The organism is Kitasatospora sp. NPDC049258 (genome assembly GCF_040678895.1).
Classification (GTDB): Bacteria; Actinomycetota; Actinomycetes; order Streptomycetales; family Streptomycetaceae; genus Kitasatospora.
Map to the genome: position 1 here is coordinate 59,959 of NZ_JBFAQT010000017.1, position 21,632 is coordinate 81,590.

The following is a 21,632-nucleotide window of genomic DNA, read 5'->3' on the forward strand; positions in this document are numbered from 1 at the left end:
CTGTTCGGACGCCTGTAAGCAGGCGAGTTGGCGTAACGGCATCGGTTCGGCGGAGTACAACCGTCGCCGCCGGGGAGTCGTACGAGCGGCAACAGCGGGAGCGGCTTGTCGGGCGTTACCACGAGGAGTTCGAGCGGATCACGGCGCTAACGCCGCTGCCTTGTTTCCGGCTCTCCCGCTCCTGCGTGAGCTGGCCGGCTTCGCGCCAGGAACCGGGTTGGCGGTGGCCAGGCTCTATCGGGCGGCTGCTCTTCGGTGGCACCCCGACCAGCCGGAGGGTGCCCACAAGGTCTTCCAGCTCCTCCAAGAAGCACACAGGATCGCCAAAGAGGCAGAGTTCTGAGGGAGCCTGCCTCAGAACTGGCTGCTGAGCACCGAGTTTCCTGCACGGTTTCAGACAAGCCCCCGCTGGTGGTCGGCCAGTACTCGCCCGTCCCCGGGTGCGGAAGGTCCGCGCGCAGCACCATCCGCAGGGCGGGCGGCGGGGCGCAGGACAGCACCCGCTTGCGGTGTCCGTCCCAGCGGCCGCCGAGGAGTTCGATGTCGAGAACGGTGGGGGTGGCGTTCATCCGACGATGCTGTCAGCCGGTGTGCCGGCGAGCCGGACCGATGGGTGGCAGGCCACTCGATCGGTGGGTTTCGGGTGGGAAGCCGTGGCCCCCGCCGCGGCGGCGCCGGGCGGGGGGCACGGTGCCGGGTCAGCTGCGCCAGGTGTCGTTCAGCGCGACCTTGCCCCCGGCCGGGACGGTGGCGGTGCGGTTGGCCCCGCTCTCCCAGGTGACCGCGCCGTTGGCCTCCTTGCGGATGTACTTGTACTGGAAGGCGGTGCCCACCGGCAGGGCGAGGTCCAGCTTCCAGACCGGGTAGGCCGCCGAGGAGAGCGGCAGCGCCTTGGCCGGGTCCCAGCCCCCGAGGGCCGCGTTGTCGCCGACCACGAAGACGTTCTGCCCGAACACCGTGGTCGCGTTGACCGCGAACGAGGCCCCGGTGGCCGACGAGGAGGACGGCGCCGGGGAGGCGGTGGTGCCGCCGCCCGCCCCGACGTACAGCGCGACGGCGTCGCCCGCGCCGACCGTGGCGGTGAACTTCCCGTCGCCGCCCACCGTGTAGCTCACCCCGGTGCAGCCGCCGGCGCCCGGGTCGCCGTGCTGGACGTCGCAGTAGCTGCCGGCCGGGAGCGAGGTCTGGAAGGTCTGGGTGATCGGGCCGCTCTCGTGGTTGATCGCGACGTAGCCCTTGCCGCCGCGGCCGAAGGCGATCGCGTTGCTGCCGTTCGACCACCAGTTGGTCAGTGCCGTGCCGGCGACGGCGTTGCGGAAGCCGACCATGTTGGCGACCTGCCGCCAGGCGTGGGTGCAGTTCCAGCCGTCCTGGTAGCAGGCGTTGACGGTGCCGCCGTTCGGCGGGCCGTCGTCGTTGCCGCTGAAGGCGTAGCCGGAGTAGACGTTGGGCGATCCGTAGGGCGAGGCCAGCAGGAAGACGTTGGCCAGGGTGTAGCTGTTGCCGTACTTGTAGGTGAGGGTGGAGCCGTTGCGTTCGGTGTCCCAGTTGTCGACGAAGGTGCGGGCCTGGGAGCTGCCGAGCAGGCCGGAGCCCCAGGAGGAGAGATCGGCGATCCGGCCGCCGTCGAAGGCGCTCTTCAGCCAGGTCGCGGAGCGGAACTCGTCGACGTCGCCGGTGCCGGTGTACTCGCTCGGCTGGATCGGCTCGCCGGCGCCGTAGATGACCTCCTGCACCCAGTAGGCGTTCGGGTTGCTCATCCTGGCTTTGATGGCCGACAGGTCGGCGGCGGCGATGTGCTTGGCGGCGTCGATCCGGAAGCCGTCCACGCCGAGCGAGAGCAGGTCGCTGAGGTAGTTGGCGATGGTCTGCTGGACGTACCCGCTGCCGGTGTCGAGGTCGGAGAGGTTGACCAGCTCGCAGTTCTGCACGTTGCCGCGGTCGGCGTAGTTGGAGATCGCGGTGCGGCAGGAGTGGAAGTCCTGGTCCTGGTAGTACCCGGGGTAGTTGTACTTGCTGTACACGGTGCCGCCGGTGCCGGTGCCGGAGCCGGCCGACATGTGGTTGACCACCGAGTCCGCGATCACCTTGACGCCCGCCGAGTGGCAGGTGGCCACCATGGCCTGGAAGGAGTTCCGGTCGCCGAGCCGGCCGGCGATCCGGTAGCTGACGGGCTGGTAGGAGGTCCACCACTGGGCGCCCTGGATGTGCTCCTGGGGCGGGGAGACCTCGACGAAGCCGTAGCCCTTGGGGCCGAGGGTGTCGGTGCAGGCCTTGGCCACCGAGTCGAACTTCCACTCGAAGAGGGTGGCGGTGACGTCCTTGCCGCCGCCGGGCGGGGTGGCGTCGGCGGTGGGGGCCAGGGTGAGTCCGGCGCCGATCGAGAGTGCGAGGGTGGCCGCGGCGGCCAGCGCTCCGGCGGCGCGGGAGGGTCGGTGGATGGGGGCGGTGGTGACCACGATGTCTCCAGGGGGCGGGTGGGCGGCCTGGTTCGGCCCGTGGACGCAGGTGCACGGGCGGGTAGGGCGAGGTGACGGCTGGGCACGGCGGAGCCGATGGGCGCGGATGGTGGGGCGCGACCCGTTCGGAAAGCTTGCTGAAAACTCGGTGAAACTTTCAGGAAACTTGCAGTGCGCTGAGAACATATGGCCGGGTGGAGGGTGCGTCAAGGGTGTGGTCGGCAACGGGTTCGATCCGCCGCCGGCGGCGGTGATACCTCTGGTCGCTCCGGCGCGTGGGAGCTGGTGACGTCACAGCAGCGCCAGGCAGCAGCACCAAGTACTTCGGGGGATCACCGGATGGACGACGCGGCACTCGATTTCGAGGAGTTCGCGAGCACCCGGGCTCGTCGGCTGTTCCACGTCGCCCACCTGATGTGCGGCGACTGGCACCAGGCCCAGGACCTGGTGCAGACCACGCTCGCCAAGATGTACGCCGTCTGGCCCCGGCTGCGCCGCGGCCAGGACGAGCCGGGGCTGGACGCCTACGCCCGCAAGGTGCTGCTCCGGTACTACCTGTCGCACCGCAGGCTGCGCAGGACCACCGAGCTGGTGATCGCCGACCTGCCGGACTCCCCCTCCCCTGCCCTCGGCCCCGAGCTGCGGCTGACGCTGACCGAGGCGCTGCGCCGGCTGCCCCCGCGCAACCGGGCGGTGGTGGTGCTGCGCTACCTGGAGGACCGCAGCATCGAGGAGGTGGCCGATCTGCTCGACCTCTCCCCCGCCGCGGTGAAGAGCCTCAACACCCGCTCGCTGGCGAAGCTGCGGGGCATCCTGGGTGAGGACCGCGAGCTGCTGTTCCTCGTCTGAAGCCGCGCGGCCGAAGCCGCACCACGCCGCCCGCCACGCCGCCCCGAAGAACCGAACGAGGAACCCGGCCATGGACCTTGAAAGCGAACTCTCCCGCCTGCTCCGGCAGAGCTCCCAGGAGCTGGCCGCTCCCCCCGTGGTGCTGATGGTCGCCGAGGCCGCCGCCCGGGGCCGTGCCCTGCGCCGCCGGCGCCGGCTGGCCGTGGCCGGCTCCGCCGTGGCGGCCGCCGCGCTGGTCGGCACGGTCGGCGCGACCGGGCTGCTCCGGCCCGCCCGGACCCACGCCGTCGCCGGCGCCCCCACCGCGAGCGCCCTCACCAGCACGCCGACCGCCGACCTCGCCGCGGCGCCCGCCGACACCGGACCGGTCCCCACGGCCGCCACCACCGCGGACGGGATGCTCGCCATCCTCAGTGGCCTGCTGCCCGCCGGGCGGTACAGCCACTTCGATCCGGCCGGACCGCCGGGCGGGGCGGGCGGCGGCTTCCGGGTGGACTACGCCGACGAGGCGGGGCCGACCAGCATCGCCGTCGTACTGGGCGCGGCGGCCGGCCCTCCGCTCGACTGCGCGGCCGGGCGGCTGCCTCCGGCGGTGGAGGGCGAGGGGGGCTGGGGCGGGCCGGGCGGCAGCTGCGAGGCGAGCACGCTGCCGGACGGCGACCGGGTGCTGAGCTACCGCACCGAGGAGCGCGCCGGCTCCCTGCGGGGGGTCTCGGTGGCCAGCCGGCGCGCCGACGGCGTCCAGGTGGTGATCAGCTCGTACAACGGCACCGTCCGCGCGGTGGACGGCCGGCTGACCGGCGCCCCCACCCGGAGCGCTCCCGCCCTCGACCCGGCCAGGCTCTCGGCGCTGGCCCGCGACCCGCAGTGGCGGCTGACGGTGGAGCAGGAGCTCATCGACGAGGGCGCCACCTGGCGCCGGGCCTGGCAGCGCTGAGGCGGTCGGCCTCAGGCCACGTCCGGCAGCGCCGAGGCGGGCGGCCTCAGACCGCGTCCGGCAGCGCCGAGGCGGGCGGCCTCAGACCGCGTCCGGTCCGCGCTCGCCGGTGCGGACCCGGACGATCCCGTCCACCGGGACGGACCAGACCTTGCCGTCACCGATCTTCCCGGTCCGGGCGGCGGCCACGATCGCGTCCATCACCGCCTCGGCGTCCGCGTCCTCGACCACCAGCTCTATCCGCACCTTGGGCACCAGGTCGATCCGGTACTCGGCGCCCCGGTAGACCTCGGTGTGCCCGTGCTGGCGGCCGTACCCGCTGGCCTCGGTGACGGTCAGTCCGTGCACCCCGATCTCCTGCAGCGCGGTCTTGATCTCGTCCAGCTTGAACGGCTTGACGACGGCGGTGATCAGCTTCATGGCGCGGGGTTCCCGTCCAAAAGTGCGTGGGCACGGCGGCTCGGGCCGCGACGGCGGGCGCCGCGGTCCAGGACGCCGCGATCGTACAGCCGAAGGGCCCGGCGACCGAGGCCGCCGGGCCCTTCAGAGACCTTCGACCTTCAGGTCAGCTGGTCTGGATCGCGGTGTCGTCGATCACGAAGCTCGTCTGCAGCGAGGAGTCCTCGACGCCGTTGAACTTCAGGGTCACCGTCTGGCCCGCGTAGGCCGACAGGTCGACGGTCTTCTGGGCGTACCCGGTGGCCTTGTTGAGGTTCGAGTACGAGGCGACCGTGGTGCCGTTGACCGTGACGGTCAGCTTGTCGTACGCGACGGTGGTGGTGGTCTCCGCCGTGTCGATGTGCAGCCAGTAGCTGAGGGTGGCGTGGCAGCCCGCCGGGATGGTCACCGTCTGCGCGGCGGAGTCCGTGTGGGCGGAGCCGTAGCCGTTCAGCCAGGCCTTCCAGGAGCCGGAGTGCGAGGCCTGCGACGCGCTGTTGTCGACCACGCCGGAGGTGGTGGTCCACGGCGCGGCGGAGCCGGTCTCGAAGCCGGCGTTGCCGAGCAGCTGGGTCGAGGTGCAGCCGCCGCCGGTGGTGTTGACCGTCCAGGTGAAGCTGGTGGTGCCGGTCTTGTTGGCGGTGTCCTTGGCCGTGACGGTCACGTTGGAGGTGCCCGCGGTGGTCACGGTGCCGGTGATCTTGCCGGTGGTGGCGTTGATCGACAGGCCGGCCGGCAGGCCGGTGGCCGAGTAGGTCAGCGCGCCGGTGCCACCGCTGGCCGCGATCTGCAGGTTGACCGCGGTGTTGATCAGGGTGGTCTGGTTGCCCGGGTTGGTGACGGTGGGCGAACCGCTCACCACGGCGCCGACGTTGACGCCGGCCCAGGTGTTGGCGACCGCGTTGGCCTCCGCGCTGCCCGCACCGTAGAGGTCGTTGGCGGCGTTGATGGTCGCGGTGCGCGCGGCGGCGTAGTTGGTGGTGGAGGTCATGTAGGTGGTCAGCGCGCGGTACCAGATCGCGGCGGCCTTGTCCCGGCCGATGCCGGTGAGGGTGGAGCCGTTGGAGGTCGGGCTGTTGTAGCTGACCCCGTTGATCACCTTCGCGCCGCTGCCCTCGGCCAGCAGGTAGAAGAAGTGGTTGGCGACACCGGAGGAGTAGTGGACGTCCTTGTTGCCGACGGTCGAGGACCAGTAGTCGGCGGAGGCCCCGTCCTTGGACGGCTTGTCCATGTAACGGAGCGGCGTGCCGTCCCCGTTGATGTCGATCAGCTCACCGATCAGGTAGTCGGGGTTGTCGGTCGGGATGTTGGCGTAGAACTCCACCATCGAGCCGAAGATGTCCGAGGTCGCCTCGTTGAGGCCGCCGGACTCGCCCGAGTAGTTGAGGTTGGCCGTGGCGGCGGTGACGCCGTGGCTCATCTCGTGGCCGGCCACGTCCAGCTCGGTCAGCGGGTGGGTGTTGCCCGAACCGTCGCCGTAGGTCATGCAGAAGCAGCTGTCGTCCCAGAACGCGTTCACGTAGTTGTTGTCGTAGTGGACGCGGCTGTAGGCGCCGACACCGTCGTTGCGGATGCCGTTGCGGCCGAAGGTGTTCTTGTAGTAGTCCCAGGTCGCCGCGACGCCGTAGTGGGCGTCGACCGCGGCCGACTCCTTGTTGCTGGCCTGGCCGTTGCCCCACGCGTCGGTGGACTTGGTGAACAGGGTGCCGTTGCCGGACGTCCCGTTGTTCATGTTGGTGGTGTACATCCCACCGCGGCTGGTGTCCTTCATCTGGTACGTCGAACCCGACAGCGTGGTGCCGATGGTGACGTTGCCGACGAAGACGCCCTGGCCGGTGCCGGTCTGGATGCCCTCGAACTTGTGGATGACCGTGCCGGTGGAGGAGTCGGTGATCACGTGCAGCTTGCTCGGGGTGCCGTCGGCCTCCTTGCCGGAGACGACCGTCTCCCAGGCGAGCCGCGGGCTGCCGTCGGCGGCCCAGACCACCAGGCGCGGGGCGGCCTCCAGGCTGGAGCCGGCCTCCGCGGCGAGCGCGGTGGCCTGCGCCTTCGGGGCGGCCAGGGCCGGCGTGGTGCTGACACCGGTCAGCGAGGCCTCGGTGGCACGGTCGACACCCTTGACGACGCCGCCCGAGGTCTGGTGGACCACCAGGTCGCCACCGAGCACCGGGAGACCGGCGTAGGTGCGCTCGTAGCGGAAGTGCTGGGTCCCGTCGGCGTCGCGGAAGGCGTCCTTGACGACCAGCTTCTCCTGGCTGCCGAGGCCCAGGGTCTGCGCCAGCGCGGTGCTCTGCTGGCCGGCGGCGGCGAGCGCGGAGGCCTGGCCGGACTGCGCGACCGGGGCCGGAGCGGCCGGAGCGGCCTGCGCGGCGGCGACCGGGAAGCCGGTCACCAGCAGCGCGGTGGTGGCGGCGAGGGCGGCCAGACTCGTCCGGGCATGGGTGTAGCGGGGCATGCAGACTCCTTTTCCGACCGGCGCGGGGTCACGTCCGGTGGAGAGAACCTGGCCGCGGGGTTGCGGCGCAGCGGGGGCCCTGCCGTCGGGTGCGCGGCATGGGTGCGGTGCGATCAGGAGCGGAGCAACGTGGTGCCGGTAGCGCTGAACCTGCGCTGGATCGGCTGCACCGGGGGGTGGGGCCCCGCACGTCTGCAGCCGGGGGAATCGTGGCAGCAAACGGACCGTGAATGACAGATGCATGCCACTGATTGGCCAATTAGTGCCAATGGCACGGCAAGACCGAGGCGGTGTCAGGGCAAAGGCTTCCTGCACATGGATGTCGTTGCTCTTCCGCAGCGATCGAGCTAGCCGCAGCGCTGCGCGCGTAGACCGGCCGAACGGACGGTCGGTCCGGAGAGCCCGCAAAGGCCCGTACATGTCAGGCTGTTCAGGCCTGGAGCGACCTTTTTCGGCCACCGACGCCACAGGGGCCCCGCGGCGGCGGGGCCCCTGTGGCGTCCGGGGATCAGGGTCAGTTCTGCACGAACACCGCCACGGTCCGGGCGGGCACGGTGAAGGCGCCGGTGGCCGGATCGAACCCCGCCTGCTTGACCACCGGGTCGGCGCCCTGCGCCTGCACCCGGTGCAGCGTCTGGGCGGTGCCGGCCAGCGCGGCCACCGACTGCCGCTGGGCGGTCGGGGTGGCGTTGAAGACCACCGTGAGGCCCTTCTCCGCCCCCGCGAGCCCGGTGCCGTCCAGGTGCATGGTGATCACTCCCGGGGTCTCCCCCGCGGTGCCGGACAGCGGGAAGGACAGCCGGCGCTGCACCTCGGCGGCGCTGCTCAGGGCGAACAGCGGCGAGGCCCCTCGGATCCTCAGGAACTGCTGGTAGATCGCGCTGCTCGCGCCGGTCTCGTTGCAGCCGACGGTCAGCCGGGGGTCGGCCAGCAGCGACTTGGCGACCGGCCACATCGCCTTGTTGTCCGCCGCCATCGGCACGCCCCGGCCCCAGCCGTTGCCCTGCCGGCAGTCCCAGTGGATCGCGTTGAACCAGTCGCCCGAGTCGAAGGAGTTGGCGTCCAGCGACTTGGAGCGCAGCAGGTCGCTGCCGGCCTGGGCGAAGCCCGGCCCCTGGGCGAGCGCCGTCAGCGACAGCCCGAGCGCCTGCATCCGGGCCCGGTCGGCCGGCGCGGTGGCCGGCGGCAGCTTGTACGCGAGCGCGTCGAACAGGTCGGCGTTGTCGTGCGCGTCCAGGTACTCGACCGCCTCACCGGGGGCGGCCGCGTAGCCCGTCGGCGAGCCGTTGTAGTCGACCCCCGCGCCGGTGACGGCCTTCCCGGTGCTGTCGGTGAAGCCGAATCCGGCCAGATTGCCGGCCAGTGCGACCTTGATCTGGTCCATCTGGTGCAGCAGCCGGGCCTTCTGCTGCTCGGCGGTGCCGTTGTCGGCCGAGCCGTTGGGGTCGGTGTACAGGCCGGAGGTGAAGCCCTGCTGCGGGGCGGAGGAGAGCTGGAAGTTGCCGCCGCGCCCGGCGTCCCGGATCCGGTCGTTGAAGGTGGCGATCTTGGTGCCGGCCATGTTGGCCTGGGTGGCCTGCACGAACCGGGCGTCGTTGGCGACGGTGCCGAAGTTCCAGCCCTCGCCGTACAGGAACAGGTCCTTGCCCTCGACCCCGTCCTTCGCCTCGGTCAGGTTGCCGAGCGCGGTGCGCACGTCCAGCATGGTGGACTTCGGGTCGAGCCCCATCAGGTCGAAGCGGAAGCCGTCCACCCGGTACTGCCGGGCCCAGGTCACCACCGAGTCGACCACCAGTTTGTTCATCATGGCGTGCTCGGGCGCGGTGTCGGCGCAGCAGCTGTCGGTGGTCACCTGGCCGTTGTCGCCGAGCCGCTGGTAGTACCCGGGCACCACCTTGTCGAGCACCGAGTGCTCGGCCTGCCCGGCCGCGGCGGTGTGGTTGTAGACCACGTCCAGCACCACCCGCAGGCCGGCCTCGTGCATCGCCTGCACCATCGCGCGGAACTGCACCGTGCGCGCGGTGCCGGTGGGATCGGTGGCGTACGAGCCCTCGGGCACCGTGTAGTGCAGCGGGTCGTAGCCCCAGTTGTAGGCGTCGCCGGCCTGGACGGCCGCCACGCACTCCTGCTGCTTCTCGCCGTCGGCCGGCAGTGCGGCCAGGTCGCAGGCGGGCAGTTGCTGCTCGGCCCGGTTCTCCCGGATGGTGGCGATGTCGAAGGTGGGCAGCAGGTGGATGGTGGTGACGCCGGCCGCGGCCAGCTCGCGCAGATGCTTCATGCCGGCCGACCGCGACTCGGTGAAGGCCAGGTAGGTGCCGCGCTCGGGGGCGGGCACGGTGTCGTCGGCCACCGAGAAGTCGCGGACGTGCAGCTCCTGGATCTGCTGCCGCACGGCCGGGACGGCGGGCGGGTTGCGGTGGTCGTCCCAGCCCTTCGGCTTGTTGGCCCGGTCGCCGAGGTCGGTGACCAGGCTGCGCCGGGAGTCCGCCGACAGCGCCACCGAGTAGGGATCGGTGACCGTGTTGGTGACCACCTGCTGGACGCTCGGCGCCCACACCTTGACCTGGAACAGGTAGTAGCGGCCGTCGAGTTCGCCGGAGTCCCGGGTCAGCGACCAGACGCCGCTGGCCTCGTCCCGGTGCAGCGGCACCGTCCTCGGGGTGCCGCCGGCGGCCCGGTCGAAGAGCTGGACGGACACCTCGGTGGCGGTCGGCGCCCAGAGCGAGAGGGTCACCGTACGGCGGTCCCGGCGCAGCCAGTCCTGGCGCGGGCGGGCGTTGTAGACCGGGCCGAGCCGGGCGCCGGCCGCCTTGCCGGCGTACAGGTCGTCGAGCACGCCCGGGATCTGCACGCCGGTGCCGGCGAGGACCGCGCCGTTCGGCAGGTGCTCGGTGAAGAGCAGCTGGCTGCGCAGCGCGGCGGTGATCCGGCCGGTGTCGCGCCGGTCGACGGTGAAGGCGCGGTAGCCCGCCAGGTGCGGGTACTTGGCGCGCTGGGCCGCCGTCAGGCCGCCGGCCGCCGGGTTGAGCCGGATCCAGTGGCCGGGCTTGCCGAGCGTGCCCTTGTCGGCCCTGATGCCGCCCTCGGGGTCGTAGACCAGCTGGGCGCTGGTGCCGCCGGCGAGGGCGGCGTCCCCGGCGCCGTACCCGGGCGGGACCACCACTGTGGTGGCGTCGATCCACTGGGCGCGGGCGGAGCCCAGGTCGAGCTGCGAGCTGCTGCCGGAGGCCTGCGGGAGCAGGTAGCCCTGCTGGCCGCCGATGATCCACACCTCCCGGCCGCTGGTGGCGAAGTCCAGCGACTGGTCGGTGGGCAGGTCCTTGTCGTTGCCGTTGTGCAGGATGTAGCTGAGGCTGGTGGCCCCGGGGGCGAGCGGCACCTCGAAGACTGCGCCGAAGGCGTCGGTGCGGGCGGGCGGCAGCGGGTTGCCCCAGTCGGTGGGGGTGGCGGCGCCGGTCCAGTCGTGCAGGCCCCAGCCGGAGTAGTTGCCGTCGGCGCGGTGGTAGTGGATCACGGCGGTGCCGGCCGGGACGGGGGTGACCGGGTCGGGGTCGGCGGTGCGGACGGCGGGGTCGCCCTCCTTGAGCCAGATCTCGCCGGTGCTGCCGAGGTCGATGTGCCGGTCGGTCTCGACGTCCTTGGTGCCGTCCTTCTCCACCAGGAAACCGAGGTCGGCGGCGCCGTCCTTCAGCTTCACGTAGGCGAACGCCCCGTAGGCGTCCCGGCCGGTGAAGGGGTGGCCGGCCGGCCAGGGGGTGGACTCGCCGTCGGCGAGGTCGCCCCAGGCGTAGAGGTTCCAGCCGTCGTAGTCGTTGTTGCGGCGCTGGTAGTGCACCACCGCGTAGGGGCGCGAGCTCGCCGTGGGCGCCGGCTCGGGGGTGGGCGTGCCGGTGGTGAAGCTGGCGGTGGCGGAGCGCAGGTGCCCGCCGGAGTCCCGGACCACGGCCTTGTAGCGGACCACCGTGCCGGGGGCGACACCGGTCAGGTCCTGGGTGACCCGGTAGTCGCCGTTGTCGGCGGTGCCGAGGGTGCGCCAGGGGCCGGTGCCGATCTGGGCGGCGAAGCTGACCCGGTCGAAGCCGCCGCCGGGCACCTGGGCGCCGACCGTGACGGTGCCGGTGGCGCCGTCGGCCGGGGGGCGCAGGGTGATCGCCGGGGCGGCGGCGACCGGGGCGAGCTTCCCGGCGGCCTTGAGGACCACCGAGGACAGCGGCGGCACGGTGACGGTGACCTTCCGGTCGGCGCCGCTGGTGAGCCGCTGCCCCGCCGCGGGGTAGAGGCGGTCGAAGGCCATGCCGGCCGAGAAGGTGTCCAGTGCGACGGTCTTCGGCTCGGCCGCGTTGTTCACCGCCACCAGGTACTCGACCTGCTGGGCGGCGTCGATCCGGGAGAAGCCGTACACCCCGGCGCCGTCGGCCGCGTAGCGCTCGATCTGGGCGCCGTCGGCCAGCGCCGGGTGGTCCCGGCGGAGCTTGGCGAGGGTGGAGATGCCCTGGTAGAGCGCGCCGGTGCGGCCGTAGCGGTCGGCGGATCCGGGGGTGCCGCCGATCACCGGGTCGCTGTTGTAGGAGGGGGTCCTGGAGGCGAACATGTCCTGCCGGGCGTCCTTGTCGCCGCCCGCGCCGGTGAAGCCCTGCTCGTCGCCGTAGTAGACCACCGGCTGGCCGCGGGTGAGGAACTGCAGCTCGTTCGCCAGCTGGTCCTTGCGCAGCAGCTGCTCGGGGCTCGCGCCGGGGTCGTCCGCCCGCAGGAAGGAGCCGATCCGGCCCATGTCGTGGTTGCCGAGGAAGGTCGGCAGCTCGTAGGCGTCGGTGTCGGCGGTGGTGTAGCGGTAGTCCTGGCCGTAGAGCGCGGCCAGCGCCCCGGCGGAGCCGTTCTGCGAGACGTAGGAGCGGGCCGCCTGCTGGAACGGGAAGTCCAGGGTGGCCTGGAGCTTGCCCTTGGTGACGTACGGGGAGGTGACCGCGGGGTCGCCGGAGTAGACCTCGCCGAACATGAAGAAGCGCTTGTCGCCCTGCTCGGCGGCGTACTTCTTGAGCGCCGGGGCCCACTGCTGCCAGAAGGCGAGGTCGACGTGCTTGACGGTGTCGATCCGGAAGCCGTCCACCCCGGTCTCGCGGACCCACTGCTCGTAGACCTTCTTGAAGCCCTCGACCACCCTGGGGTTCTGGGTGTCCAGGTCGTCCAGGCCGGAGAAGTCGCCCTCGGTGGCGGACTCGCCGGCGAAGGTCGAGTTGCCCCGGTTGTGGTAGAGCGAGGGGTCGTTCAGCCAGGACGGGGTCTTGGCGGTGGCGTCCGCCTGGGTGCGCAGCACGGGGCTGTACGGGAAGGAGTCGGCGGTGGTTCTCGGCCACGGCGCTCCGGCGTCGGCGAGCGCGGTCTCGTCGACCGGGTTGCCGTCCGCGTCCAGGGTCGGGTAGGCGCCGGTGGAGCGGTAGCCGTAGGCCTGCTCGCGGTTGTCGAGCACGTCGGCGGTGTGGTTGGTGATGACGTCGAAGAAGACCTTGATGCCCTTGCCGTGGGCCTTCGCGATCAGCTCCTTGAGCTGGGCGTTGGTGCCGAAGTGCGGGTCGACCTGGGTGAAGTCGGTGATCCAGTACCCGTGGTAGCCGGCCGAGGCGTCGCTCCCGGTGCCCTGCACCGGCTTGTTCTTGAAGATCGGGGCCATCCAGATCGCGGTGGTGCCCAGGCCCTGGATGTAGTCGAGCCGGTCGATCAGGCCCTGGAGGTCGCCGCCGTGGTAGAAGCCCTTGTCGGTGGGGTCGAGGCCGTCGTCCAGCCGGCCACCGGTGATGCCCCCGGTGTCGTTGGCGCTCGAACCGTTGGCGAAGCGGTCCGGCAGGACGAAGTAGAACTGCTCCCTGGTGAGGTCGTGCCGGCCCGCCGAGGCCGCCAGCGCGGCGTCGGACGGCGGGGCGGGCGGAGCGGCGGCGGCCACCGGGGCCGCGCCGAGCGTGACGGCGATCAGAGATGCGGCGAGCAGGACTGCGGCTCGGCCGGGGGTGCGGTGGGGCGTCGTGCTCCGGGGTGGGCGGGGCTGGACTTCGGCCACGGCTGGCTCTCCCTCGATGCGGCTCGTCGTCGATGAGTGGCCGGACCGTAGCGCGCTGAAATATGTTTCAGCAAGATGCTGAAAATGTTGCAAGCAAGGTCTTGACCGAACCGTTGTGCAGGCAGCAGAGTCGATTTCGCCCGCCGGACACCTGACCCCCGGCGGGCCACAGCTCCGCCGTGCCCGCACCCCGGCCCGGCCGTCCCCGCCCCCCGTTCAAAGCCCTGGTCAAGAACGACCACCCGCGTTCGACCGCCCGTTACCGCCGAGCCACAATGGTCGATATGCGCCCCTATACCTCTCCTACCCGTACCCCCGCAGGGGGACGGCCGGTGAAGAATCCCCGACCACAGGATGAGCAGGCGGCCACGGGACGTCTGGCAGACTTCTCGTCCATGGGGGAACCGACCGAGACCAACGCAGCCGACGCCGACCGCGCCGACGCGGCGACCACCGGTGGTTCCGTCCCTGGCTCCGCCCGACCGGGCCGGCAGCCGGACGGAGCCACCCGGGTCGCCCAGTCACCGAGCGCCGCCCTGCGCGGCCGGGTGCGCGAGCAGCGCAGACGGCCCGCCCGGCCGCGGCTCTGGTTCGAACTGGCGCTGATCGGCATCAGCTACTGGCTCTACTCCCTCGTCCGCAACGCGGTGCCCGAGCAGGCCTCGATCGCCCAGCGGCACGCGACCTGGATATGGGACTTCGAGCGGGCCCTCGGCATCGCCCTGGAGCGCTCGGTCAACCACGCGGTCGACTCGGTGGGCTGGCTGATCGTGGGGATGAACTACTACTACGCCACCCTGCACTTCATCGTCACCATCGGTGTCCTGGTCTGGCTCTACCGCAGGCACCCCGGCCGCTACGCGGCGGCCCGCACGGTGCTCTTCGTGACCACCGGCATCGCCCTGGTCGGCTTCTACTTCTTCCCACTGGCCCCGCCCCGGCTGATGACCGGCGGAGGCTTCGTGGACACCGTGCTCACCCACCACACCTGGGGCTCGATGGCCTCCGGCGCCGGGGCGCACGTCTCCAACCAGTACGCCGCGATGCCCTCGATGCACATCGGCTGGTCGCTCTGGTGCGGCCTCACGATCTTCTTCCTGGCCCGCCCGCTCTGGGTCCGGCTGCTCGGCCTGCTCTACCCGGCGGTCACCCTGGTCGTGATCATCTCGACCGCCAACCACTTCTGGATGGACGCCGTCGGCGGCGCCCTGTGCCTGGCGGTCGGCTTCACCGCCGCCCGGGCGATCTACCACGTCTGGGTCTACCAGCTCCCCCGGCTCCCCGGCGGCCGGCCGGAGGACGAGCCGGTCACCGTGCCCGAGCAGTGGAGCAGCACGGTCGGCGTCGGCCCGCGCTGACCCGGCACCACCCGCGCCGACGGCCCCGCCCGGATCCCTCCGGACGGGGCCGTCGGCGTTCCCGGCCGCCCGGGACGCCCGCCCCGGAGGCCCGGGCACGGACGCCACGCACGGACGCCCACGCACGGACGCCCACGCACGGCAGCCCGGTCACGGACCGTAGAACAACCGCTCCACCACCGCGCGGGCCCGCCGGGTGGTACGCCGGTAGTCGTCCACCAGCTCACCGCTGTGCCCCTCGCCGTACCCCAGGTAGCGCGCCACCCCGGACAGCTCGCGGGCGTCCCCCGGGAAGGAGTCCCCAGCCCGGCCGCGCACCAGCATCACCGCGCTGCGCACCCGGGAGGCCAGCACCCAGGCGGTGTCCAGCACCGCGGCGTCCTCGGCCTCGATCAGTCCGGCCGCCGCGGCCGCCGCCAGCGCCGCCCTGGTCCTGGTGGTGCGCAGGGCCGGCACCGCGTGCCCGTGCCGGAGCTGGAGCAGCTGGACCGTCCACTCGACATCGGCCAGCCCACCGCGCCCGATCTTGGTGTGGGTGGTCGGATCGGCCCCGCGCGGCAGCCGTTCGGACTCTATCCGGGCCTTTATCCGGCGGATCTCCAGCAGATCCCGCTCCGGCACCCCGGCGCCCGGGTAGCGCAGCGGATCGATCAGCGCCCGGAACCGCTCCCCCAGCTCGGCGTCGCCCGCGACCGGCTCCGCGCGCAGCAGCGCCTGGCTCTCCCAGACGTGCGACCAGCGCCGGTAGTACGCCGCGTACGAGGCCAGGGTGCGCACCAGCGGGCCCTGCCGGCCCTCCGGGCGCAGGTCGGCGTCGACCACCAGCGGCGGCTCGGTGGACGGCGCGGCGAGCAGGGTGCGCAGCTCGTTGCAGACCGCGTGGGCGGCCCGGGCGGCGTCCTCGTCCAGCATGCCCAGCAGCGGCTCGTGCACCAGCAGCACGTCGGCGTCGGAGCCGTAGCCGAGCTCGTGCCCGCCGAACCGGCCCATCGCGATCACGGCGATCCGGGTCGGCAGTTCGCCGTTGGCCGCCTCCCAGCCAGCGATGCAGGCCCGCAGCGCCCCCTGCAGGGTGGCGGCGTTGAGCGCGGTGAGCGCCTCCCCGGCGAGGTCCAGGGCGAGCGCCGGGTCCTCGTCGAGCCGGCCCAGCAGGTCGGCGGCCGATGTCCGGAACAGCTCGCGGCGGCGCACGGCGCGGGCCGCCGCCACCCCGGCCCCGGCGGTGCCGGCCCGGCCGACGGCGGCCAGCACCTCCTGCTCCAGCGCGGCCCGGCCGCGCGGCACCAGCCCCTGCGGGTCACCGAGCATGGCGACCGCCTCCGGGGCCCGCATCAGCAGGTCGGGGGCGAGCCGACCGGCCGACAGCACCCGGGCGAGCCGCTCGGCGGCGGCCCCCTCGTCCCGCAGCAGCCGCAGGTACCAGGGGGTGCGGCCGAGCGCGTCGGAGACCAGCCGGAAGTTGAGCAGCCCGGCGTCCGGGTCGGCGGAGTCCGCGAACCAGCCGAGCATCACCGGCAGCAGGGTGCGCTGGATGGCGGCCTTGCGGCTGACCCCGGAGGCGAGCGCGGTGAGGTGGCGCAGCGCGGCGGCGGGATCCGCGTACCCGAGCGCCTCCAGCCGGGCCCTGGCCCCCTCTGGGGTCAGCCCGGCGTGGCCGAGGCCGGCCGCACCGACCGGCAGTTCGGCCACCGCGTCCAGCAGCGGCCGGTAGAACAGCCGCTCGTGCAGCCGCCGCACCTCGACCGCGTGCCGCTTCCACTCGCGGTCCAGCGCGGCCACCGGATCGGCCCGGGTGTCGCCGTTGATCAGCGGCGCCAGCGAGCGGGCCAGCCGGCGCAGGTCGTCGGGGTCGGTGGGCACCAGGTGGGTGCGGCGCAGCCGGTGCAGCTGGATCCGGTGCTCCAGGGAGCGCAGGAAGCGGTAGGCCGCGTCCAGCGAGGCGGCGTCGGCCCGGCCGACGTAGCCGCCGGCGCTGAGCGCGGCCAGCGCCTCCAGCGTGTTGCCGCTGCGCAGGCCCGGATCGGTGCGGCCGTGCACCAGCTGCAGCAGCTGGACGGCGAACTCGACGTCGCGCAGGCCCCCGGGGCCCAGCTTGAGCTGCCGGCCCACCTCGGTCGCGGGGATCGCCTCGACCACCCGGCGGCGCATCTGCTGGACGTCGGCGACGAAGTTCTCCCGGGCCGCGGCCTGCCAGACCAGCGGGGCCGTCGCCGCCGAGTAGGCCGCCCCGAGCTCGGCGTCGCCGGCCACCGGGCGGGCCTTGAGCAGGGCTTGGAACTCCCAGGTCTTGGCCCACCGCTGGTAGTACGCGAGGTGGCTGGCCAGGGTCCGCACCAGCGGGCCGTTGCGGCCCTCGGGGCGCAGATTGGCGTCCACCGGCCAGATGGTGCCCTCGCCGGTGGTGTCGGAGCACAGCCGCATGGTGCGGGCGGCCAGCCGGGTGGCGGCCCTGGTGGCGCGCTGCTCCTCCACGCCCTCGCGGGGCTCGGCCACGAAGATCACGTCGACGTCCGAGATGTAGTTGAGCTCCCGGCCGCCGCACTTGCCCATGCCGATCACCGCCAGCCGGCAGTCCGCGGCGGCCTCCTGGTCCTCGTCGGCGGCGATGTCCAGCGCGGTCTGCAGGGTGGCGCCGGCCAGATCGGCCAGCTCGGCCGAGGTCTGCGGCAGGTCGGTGGTGCCGCTCAGGTCACGGGCGGCGATCGCCAGCAGGCAGCGGCGGTAGGCGGCGCGCAGGGCGTCGGCCCGGGCGGCCGGTGCGGCGGACCGGACCCGGGCGGCCAGCTCGCGCCCGAACTCCGCCTGGCCCGGGTGCATGTCGCGCTGTTCGAAGGTCACCAGGGCGTGCCAGTCCCGGGGGTGCCGGGCGAGGTGGTCGCCGAGCGCGGCCGAGGCGCCGACCACCCCGAGCAGCCGGTCGCGCAGCGGCTTGGAGGTGGTGAGGGTGTCCCGCAGGGTCGCGCGCTCGGTCCCGTCGAGGGCCTCCAGCAGCCGGGCGAGGCTGCGCAGGGCGAGGTCCGGGTCGGCGGTGGCGCCGAGCGCGTCGATCAGCACCGGGTCGGCGGCCAGCCCGTGCAGGGCCGGTTCGGCCAGCAGCCGCACGGCCTGCTCGGGGTCGGTGAAACCACGCCTGACCAGGCGGATCTCCGGCCGGCTGGTCCGACTGCCGGCCCGTTCCTCCAGTGCCATCGCCCCTCCGATGCGCCGGTCGGCCCCTGCGAGCCGCGGGAGCCATGAGCCTACGATCCCAGGGCCCCGGGCCGCTTCCTCGGCCGGGCTCGCGCCGGGCGTCCGGTGCCGCCTGGTGGGGACACCCGTTCATCCCAATGGAGCACAGTTCGGCCCGGGCCGCTCAGCGCAGCTCCGGCGGGGGTGTCCGCCTGGCGTCGACCGGGTCCACCCGTACCAGGCTGCCCCAGACCGCCATCCGGTAGCGCGAGGTGTACACCGGCGTACACGTCGTCAGCGTGATGTAGCGGCCGGCGACGTGGTACGGGGACCCGGTCGGGACCGGTGCGACGACACCGGTGTCGTACTGCGAGGTCTCCGGCAGCACGCCGTCCACCCGGTAGACGTACCAGGAGTCCCGGGTCTCGACGACGAGTGCGTCGCCCGGCCCGAGCAGGTCCAGGTCGTGGAACTTCGCGCCGTGCCCGTCGCGGTGCGCGGCCAGCGCGAAGTTCCCCTGCTCGTCCCACGGCATGGCGGCCTCGTACGGCTCCGTGTACACCCCCGCGACGCCCTCGGCGAGGGTCTCCTCGTCCGTCCCCATCCGGATCAGCACCTGGTAGCCGGCGCCCATCGCCGGCACGTGCAGGAAGCCGATGCCGTCACCCGCCTGGTACGTCCTCGGGGCGGGCGTCGGCGTGCCGTCGGCGGGCGGCAGCGGCACCGGGCCCGTCGACCAGGACTGGCGCAGCCGCCCGCCGGCCTGGTCCGCCCGGTGGTCGGCGATCACGTCCGTCCACCACAGCGAGTAGGCCGCGAACAGCGCGAGCAGCACGCCGAGCGTGACCAGCAGTTCCCCCGTAGCCTGGACCGCCGCCATGGCGGGCCCACGCCGTCGCCGACCCTCCGTCACCACGGGCGTCCTCTCCACCGCAGCCGAACCTACGCGAAGCCCTTCACTCCACCCCGCGCCCGATTCGTCCGCAATGCGACACGCCATACGGCGCCCGAAGGCCCCGCGCCCGCACGGCCGGACGGCCCAACGGCGGCCGGTCCGCACATTCGGCCATCGGGCGGCACCGACCGTCGCCCGAATCGGTGACTCCTCGGCGTCGCTCGCTCACGAAGTGTGAACCAAGCCATAAACAGAGGATCCGGTTAACCGATCATCTGGGAGAGTCATGCAAACCCGCGTCGCCGGTCTGGTCCTTTCCGGACTGACCTCATTCGCCCTCGTTCTGGGCGGCAGCAGCACCGCATTCGCCGTAACCGACGCCGACCGCGCCGCGGCCGTCGACGCCATGGGGGCCCAGGGCGGGCCGTGGCTGGACGACCTCATGCGGATCGCCATGGACGGGGCCGAGCCCGCCACCACCGCCACCACCTGGTCCGCCGACTCCGCCGCCTCCCCCGGGGCGGCGCAGGCCGCCGACTGGGGCATGTGGTCGCAGGCCCCGGTCGGCAGCGAGCTCGCACCGGAGCTCGCACCGGAGCTCACGGAGGAGGCCGCGCAGAAGTCGGCCGACGCGTGGGACCCGGACTGCCTGGACGACGCCCACGGCGGGAAGCCCCCGACGCACGGGGACCACGGCAATCACGGGGACAAGCCGCCCACCCACGGCGAGCACGGGAGCAAGCCCCCGTCCCACGGCGAGCACGGGGACCACGGGGACCACGGGGACAAGCCGCCCACGCACGGGGATCACGGGGACAAGCCGCCCACCCACGGGGACCACGGCGACAAGCCCCCCATGCACGGCGACCACGGTGACCACAGCGACCACGGGACCAAGCCCCCGTCCCACGGTGACCACGGGACCAAGCCCCCCACTCACCAGCCCCCGATGGACCACCCGCCGCAGCACCAGCCGCCCACCCACGACGACCACGGCACCAAGCCGGGCAAGGACCAGACGCAGGGCCAGGACCAGGACCAGAAGCAGGACCAGAAGCAGGACCAGAACCAGGCGCAGGGTCAGTTCCAGAACGTCGTGGTGAACGTGGTCCAGGAGAACAAGCAGAACGTCAACAACGTCAACTACGTCTACTCCTCCAGCGACTCCAAGTCCTCCGGCAAGGACCACCCGGCCAAGCCCTCGAAGAGCTCCTACAGCTACCAGCCGTCCTCCCACCACAACCTGGCCGCGCCCCACGCCCCGTCCCACGCGGGCAAGGGCCAGCTGGCGCACACCGGCTCCGACCAGACCCCGCTCGTGCTGGGCGCCGCCGGGCTGCTCGTGCTCGGCGGCGCACTGATCCAGTTCCGCCGCACCCGCCGGTCCTGACCGGCCCCACCCCGCCGGGCGCCGCCCAGGCGTCGAGCCCTCTCCCGGCCGCCGGACCCATCTGGGACCCCCGCCGCCGTCCCCGCCCGGCGGGGACGCACACCGCACCGCACAACGACTCCGCCCCACCGGTCGAACCGGCGGGGCGGAGTCGCGTGCGTCCAGCGGCCGCTACAGCACCTGCAGGTTCTTCCGCAGCTCGAACGGGGTGACCTCGGAGCGGTACTCCTCCCACTCCTGGCGCTTGTTGCGCAGGAAGAAGTCGAAGACGTGCTCGCCCAGGGTCTCGGCGACGAGTTCGCTGCGCTGCATCAGGTCGATGGCCTCGCCCAGGTTCTGCGGCATCGGCTGGATGCCGAGGGCCCGGCGCTCGGCGTCACTGAGGGCCCAGACGTCGTCGTCGGCGCCCGGCGGGAGTTCGAGGCCGTCCTCGATGCCCTTGAGGCCGGAGGCCAGCACGACCGCGTAGGCCAGGTACGGGTTGCAGCCGGTGTCCAGGGAGCGGACCTCGACCCGGGTGGAGCCCTGCTTGCCCGGCTTGTACATCGGGACCCGGATCAGCGCCGAGCGGTTGTTGTGGCCCCAGCAGACGTACGAGGGGGCCTCGCCGCCGGCGCCCGCGGTGCGCTGCGACCCGCCCCAGATCCGCTTGTAGGAATTGACCCACTGGTTGGTGACGGCGGCCGTCTCGGCGGCGTACTTCAGCAGGCCCGCGATGAAGGAGCGGCCGACCTTGGAGAGCTGGTACTCCGCGCCGGACTCGTGGAAGGCGTTGCGGTCACCCTCGAAGAGCGAGAGGTGGGTGTGCATGCCGGAGCCCGGGAAGTTGGAGAACGGCTTGGGCATGAAGCTGGCGTGCACGCCCTGCTCCAGCGCGACCTCCTTCATGACCAGGCGGAAGGTCATGATGTTGTCGGCGGTGGACAGCGCGTCCGCGTACCGCAGGTCGATCTCCTGCTGGCCGGGCGCCCCCTCGTGGTGGGAGAACTCCACCGAGATGCCCATCGACTCCAGCATGGTGATCGCCTGCCGGCGGAAGTCGTGGCCGACGCCGCGCGGCGTGTGGTCGAAGTAGCCGGACTGGTCGGCCGGGATCGGCGCGGTGCCGTCGCCCGGGAGGTTCTTCAGCAGGAAGAACTCGATCTCCGGGTGGGTGTAGAAGGTGAAGCCCTGGGCCGAGGCCTTCTCCAGGGTGCGCTTGAGCACGAACCGCGGGTCGGCGTAGGAGGGCGAGCCGTCCGGCATCATGATGTCGCAGAACATCCGGGCGGTGCCCGGGGTCTCCGAGCGCCACGGCAGTATCTGGAAGGTGGTCGGATCCGGCTTGGCGATCATGTCGGACTCGTAGACCCGGGCGAAGCCCTCGATCGCCGAACCGTCGAAGCCGATGCCCTCCTCGAAGGCCTGCTCCAGCTCCGCCGGAGCGACCGCGACCGACTTCAGGAACCCGAGCACGTCGGTGAACCACAGCCGGACAAAACGGATGTCACGCTCTTCGAGCGTACGAAGCACGAACTCCTGCTGCTTGCCCATGGGGACAGTCTCACCTCTGCTCTTTACGCCCGTGTTACGCCCGGAACCGGCCAGCGTGGCGACTGGTCCCATCATGTCGGATCTCCGCCCGGATGCCG

Annotated in this window: 11 protein-coding genes; 4 read left to right on the forward strand and 7 right to left on the reverse strand. The window is 72.5% G+C overall.

Features of this window, described 5'->3' with window-relative positions; all coding sequences use genetic code 11:
• Window positions 1–698 precede the first annotated feature (698 nt).
• On the reverse strand, window positions 699–2,411 hold the full coding sequence (locus tag AB0K43_RS17025) for a carbohydrate-binding module family 20 domain-containing protein (protein ID WP_363640541.1): 1,713 nt from the start codon (window positions 2,409–2,411) through the stop codon (window positions 699–701).
• A gap of 387 nt (window positions 2,412–2,798) precedes the next feature.
• Between AB0K43_RS17025 and AB0K43_RS17030 the strand changes: the two genes are divergently transcribed.
• Together AB0K43_RS17030 and AB0K43_RS17035 are read left to right on the forward strand one after the other, a co-directional pair.
• Window positions 2,799–3,308: a SigE family RNA polymerase sigma factor gene (locus tag AB0K43_RS17030; protein WP_363640381.1), complete on the forward strand. Its 510-nt coding sequence runs from the start codon at window positions 2,799–2,801 to the stop codon at window positions 3,306–3,308.
• A gap of 70 nt (window positions 3,309–3,378) precedes the next feature.
• Entirely contained in the window at window positions 3,379–4,245 is an 867-nt protein-coding gene (locus AB0K43_RS17035) for a hypothetical protein (RefSeq protein WP_363640383.1), read from the forward strand.
• Between the two features lie 81 nt (window positions 4,246–4,326).
• Here AB0K43_RS17035 and AB0K43_RS17040 read toward each other — a convergent pair whose 3' ends face one another.
• From AB0K43_RS17040 to pulA, 3 genes are all read right to left on the reverse strand, one after another.
• Entirely contained in the window at window positions 4,327–4,665 is a 339-nt protein-coding gene (locus tag AB0K43_RS17040) for a P-II family nitrogen regulator (protein ID WP_363640385.1), read from the reverse strand.
• Between the two features lie 145 nt (window positions 4,666–4,810).
• Window positions 4,811–7,138: a M4 family metallopeptidase gene (locus AB0K43_RS17045; protein ID WP_363640387.1), complete on the reverse strand. Its 2,328-nt coding sequence runs from the start codon at window positions 7,136–7,138 to the stop codon at window positions 4,811–4,813.
• Between the two features lie 514 nt (window positions 7,139–7,652).
• The gene (pulA, locus tag AB0K43_RS17050; protein WP_363640389.1) at window positions 7,653–13,190 is read right to left on the reverse strand and encodes a pullulanase-type alpha-1,6-glucosidase; all 5,538 of its coding nucleotides are present in this window, start codon (window positions 13,188–13,190) and stop codon (window positions 7,653–7,655) included.
• Between the two features lie 395 nt (window positions 13,191–13,585).
• On the opposite strand from pulA, the gene AB0K43_RS17055 reads away from it, so the two are divergent.
• The gene (locus AB0K43_RS17055; protein ID WP_363640391.1) at window positions 13,586–14,548 is read left to right on the forward strand and encodes a phosphatase PAP2 family protein; all 963 of its coding nucleotides are present in this window, start codon (window positions 13,586–13,588) and stop codon (window positions 14,546–14,548) included.
• 150 nt (window positions 14,549–14,698) lie between these two features.
• On the opposite strand, the gene AB0K43_RS17060 is transcribed toward AB0K43_RS17055, so the two are convergent.
• Entirely contained in the window at window positions 14,699–17,737 is a 3,039-nt protein-coding gene (locus AB0K43_RS17060) for a bifunctional [glutamine synthetase] adenylyltransferase/[glutamine synthetase]-adenylyl-L-tyrosine phosphorylase (protein ID WP_363640393.1), read from the reverse strand.
• A gap of 163 nt (window positions 17,738–17,900) precedes the next feature.
• Complete coding sequence (locus AB0K43_RS17065) at window positions 17,901–18,596, reverse strand: class E sortase (RefSeq protein ID WP_363640395.1); 696 nt, start codon at window positions 18,594–18,596, stop codon at window positions 17,901–17,903.
• A 301-nt stretch (window positions 18,597–18,897) separates the two neighbouring features.
• Here AB0K43_RS17065 and AB0K43_RS17070 point away from each other — a divergent pair, with 301 nt between their 5' ends.
• Window positions 18,898–20,001 (forward strand): LPXTG cell wall anchor domain-containing protein, encoded by a 1,104-nt coding sequence (locus AB0K43_RS17070; RefSeq protein WP_363640397.1) that lies wholly within the window; start codon window positions 18,898–18,900, stop codon window positions 19,999–20,001.
• A gap of 171 nt (window positions 20,002–20,172) precedes the next feature.
• On the opposite strand, the gene AB0K43_RS17075 is transcribed toward AB0K43_RS17070, so the two are convergent.
• Entirely contained in the window at window positions 20,173–21,534 is a 1,362-nt protein-coding gene (locus AB0K43_RS17075; protein ID WP_363640399.1) for a glutamine synthetase family protein, read from the reverse strand.
• Window positions 21,535–21,632 lie beyond the last annotated feature (98 nt).

Bases quoted from the DNA above. Each gene is read 5' to 3' on its own strand.
- AB0K43_RS17030 (WP_363640381.1), top strand. From the start codon at position 2,799: ATGGACGACGCGGCACTCGATTTCGAGGAGTTCGCGAGCACCCGGGCT.
- AB0K43_RS17035 (WP_363640383.1), top strand. From the start codon at position 3,379: ATGGACCTTGAAAGCGAACTCTCCCGCCTGCTCCGGCAGAGCTCCCAG.
- AB0K43_RS17040 (WP_363640385.1), bottom strand. From the start codon at position 4,665: ATGAAGCTGATCACCGCCGTCGTCAAGCCGTTCAAGCTGGACGAGATC.
- AB0K43_RS17045 (WP_363640387.1), bottom strand. From the start codon at position 7,138: ATGCCCCGCTACACCCATGCCCGGACGAGTCTGGCCGCCCTCGCCGCC.
- AB0K43_RS17055 (WP_363640391.1), top strand. From the start codon at position 13,586: ATGGGGGAACCGACCGAGACCAACGCAGCCGACGCCGACCGCGCCGAC.
- AB0K43_RS17060 (WP_363640393.1), bottom strand. From the start codon at position 17,737: ATGGCACTGGAGGAACGGGCCGGCAGTCGGACCAGCCGGCCGGAGATC.
- AB0K43_RS17065 (WP_363640395.1), bottom strand. From the start codon at position 18,596: ATGGCGGCGGTCCAGGCTACGGGGGAACTGCTGGTCACGCTCGGCGTG.
- AB0K43_RS17070 (WP_363640397.1), top strand. From the start codon at position 18,898: ATGCAAACCCGCGTCGCCGGTCTGGTCCTTTCCGGACTGACCTCATTC.
- AB0K43_RS17075 (WP_363640399.1), bottom strand. From the start codon at position 21,534: ATGGGCAAGCAGCAGGAGTTCGTGCTTCGTACGCTCGAAGAGCGTGAC.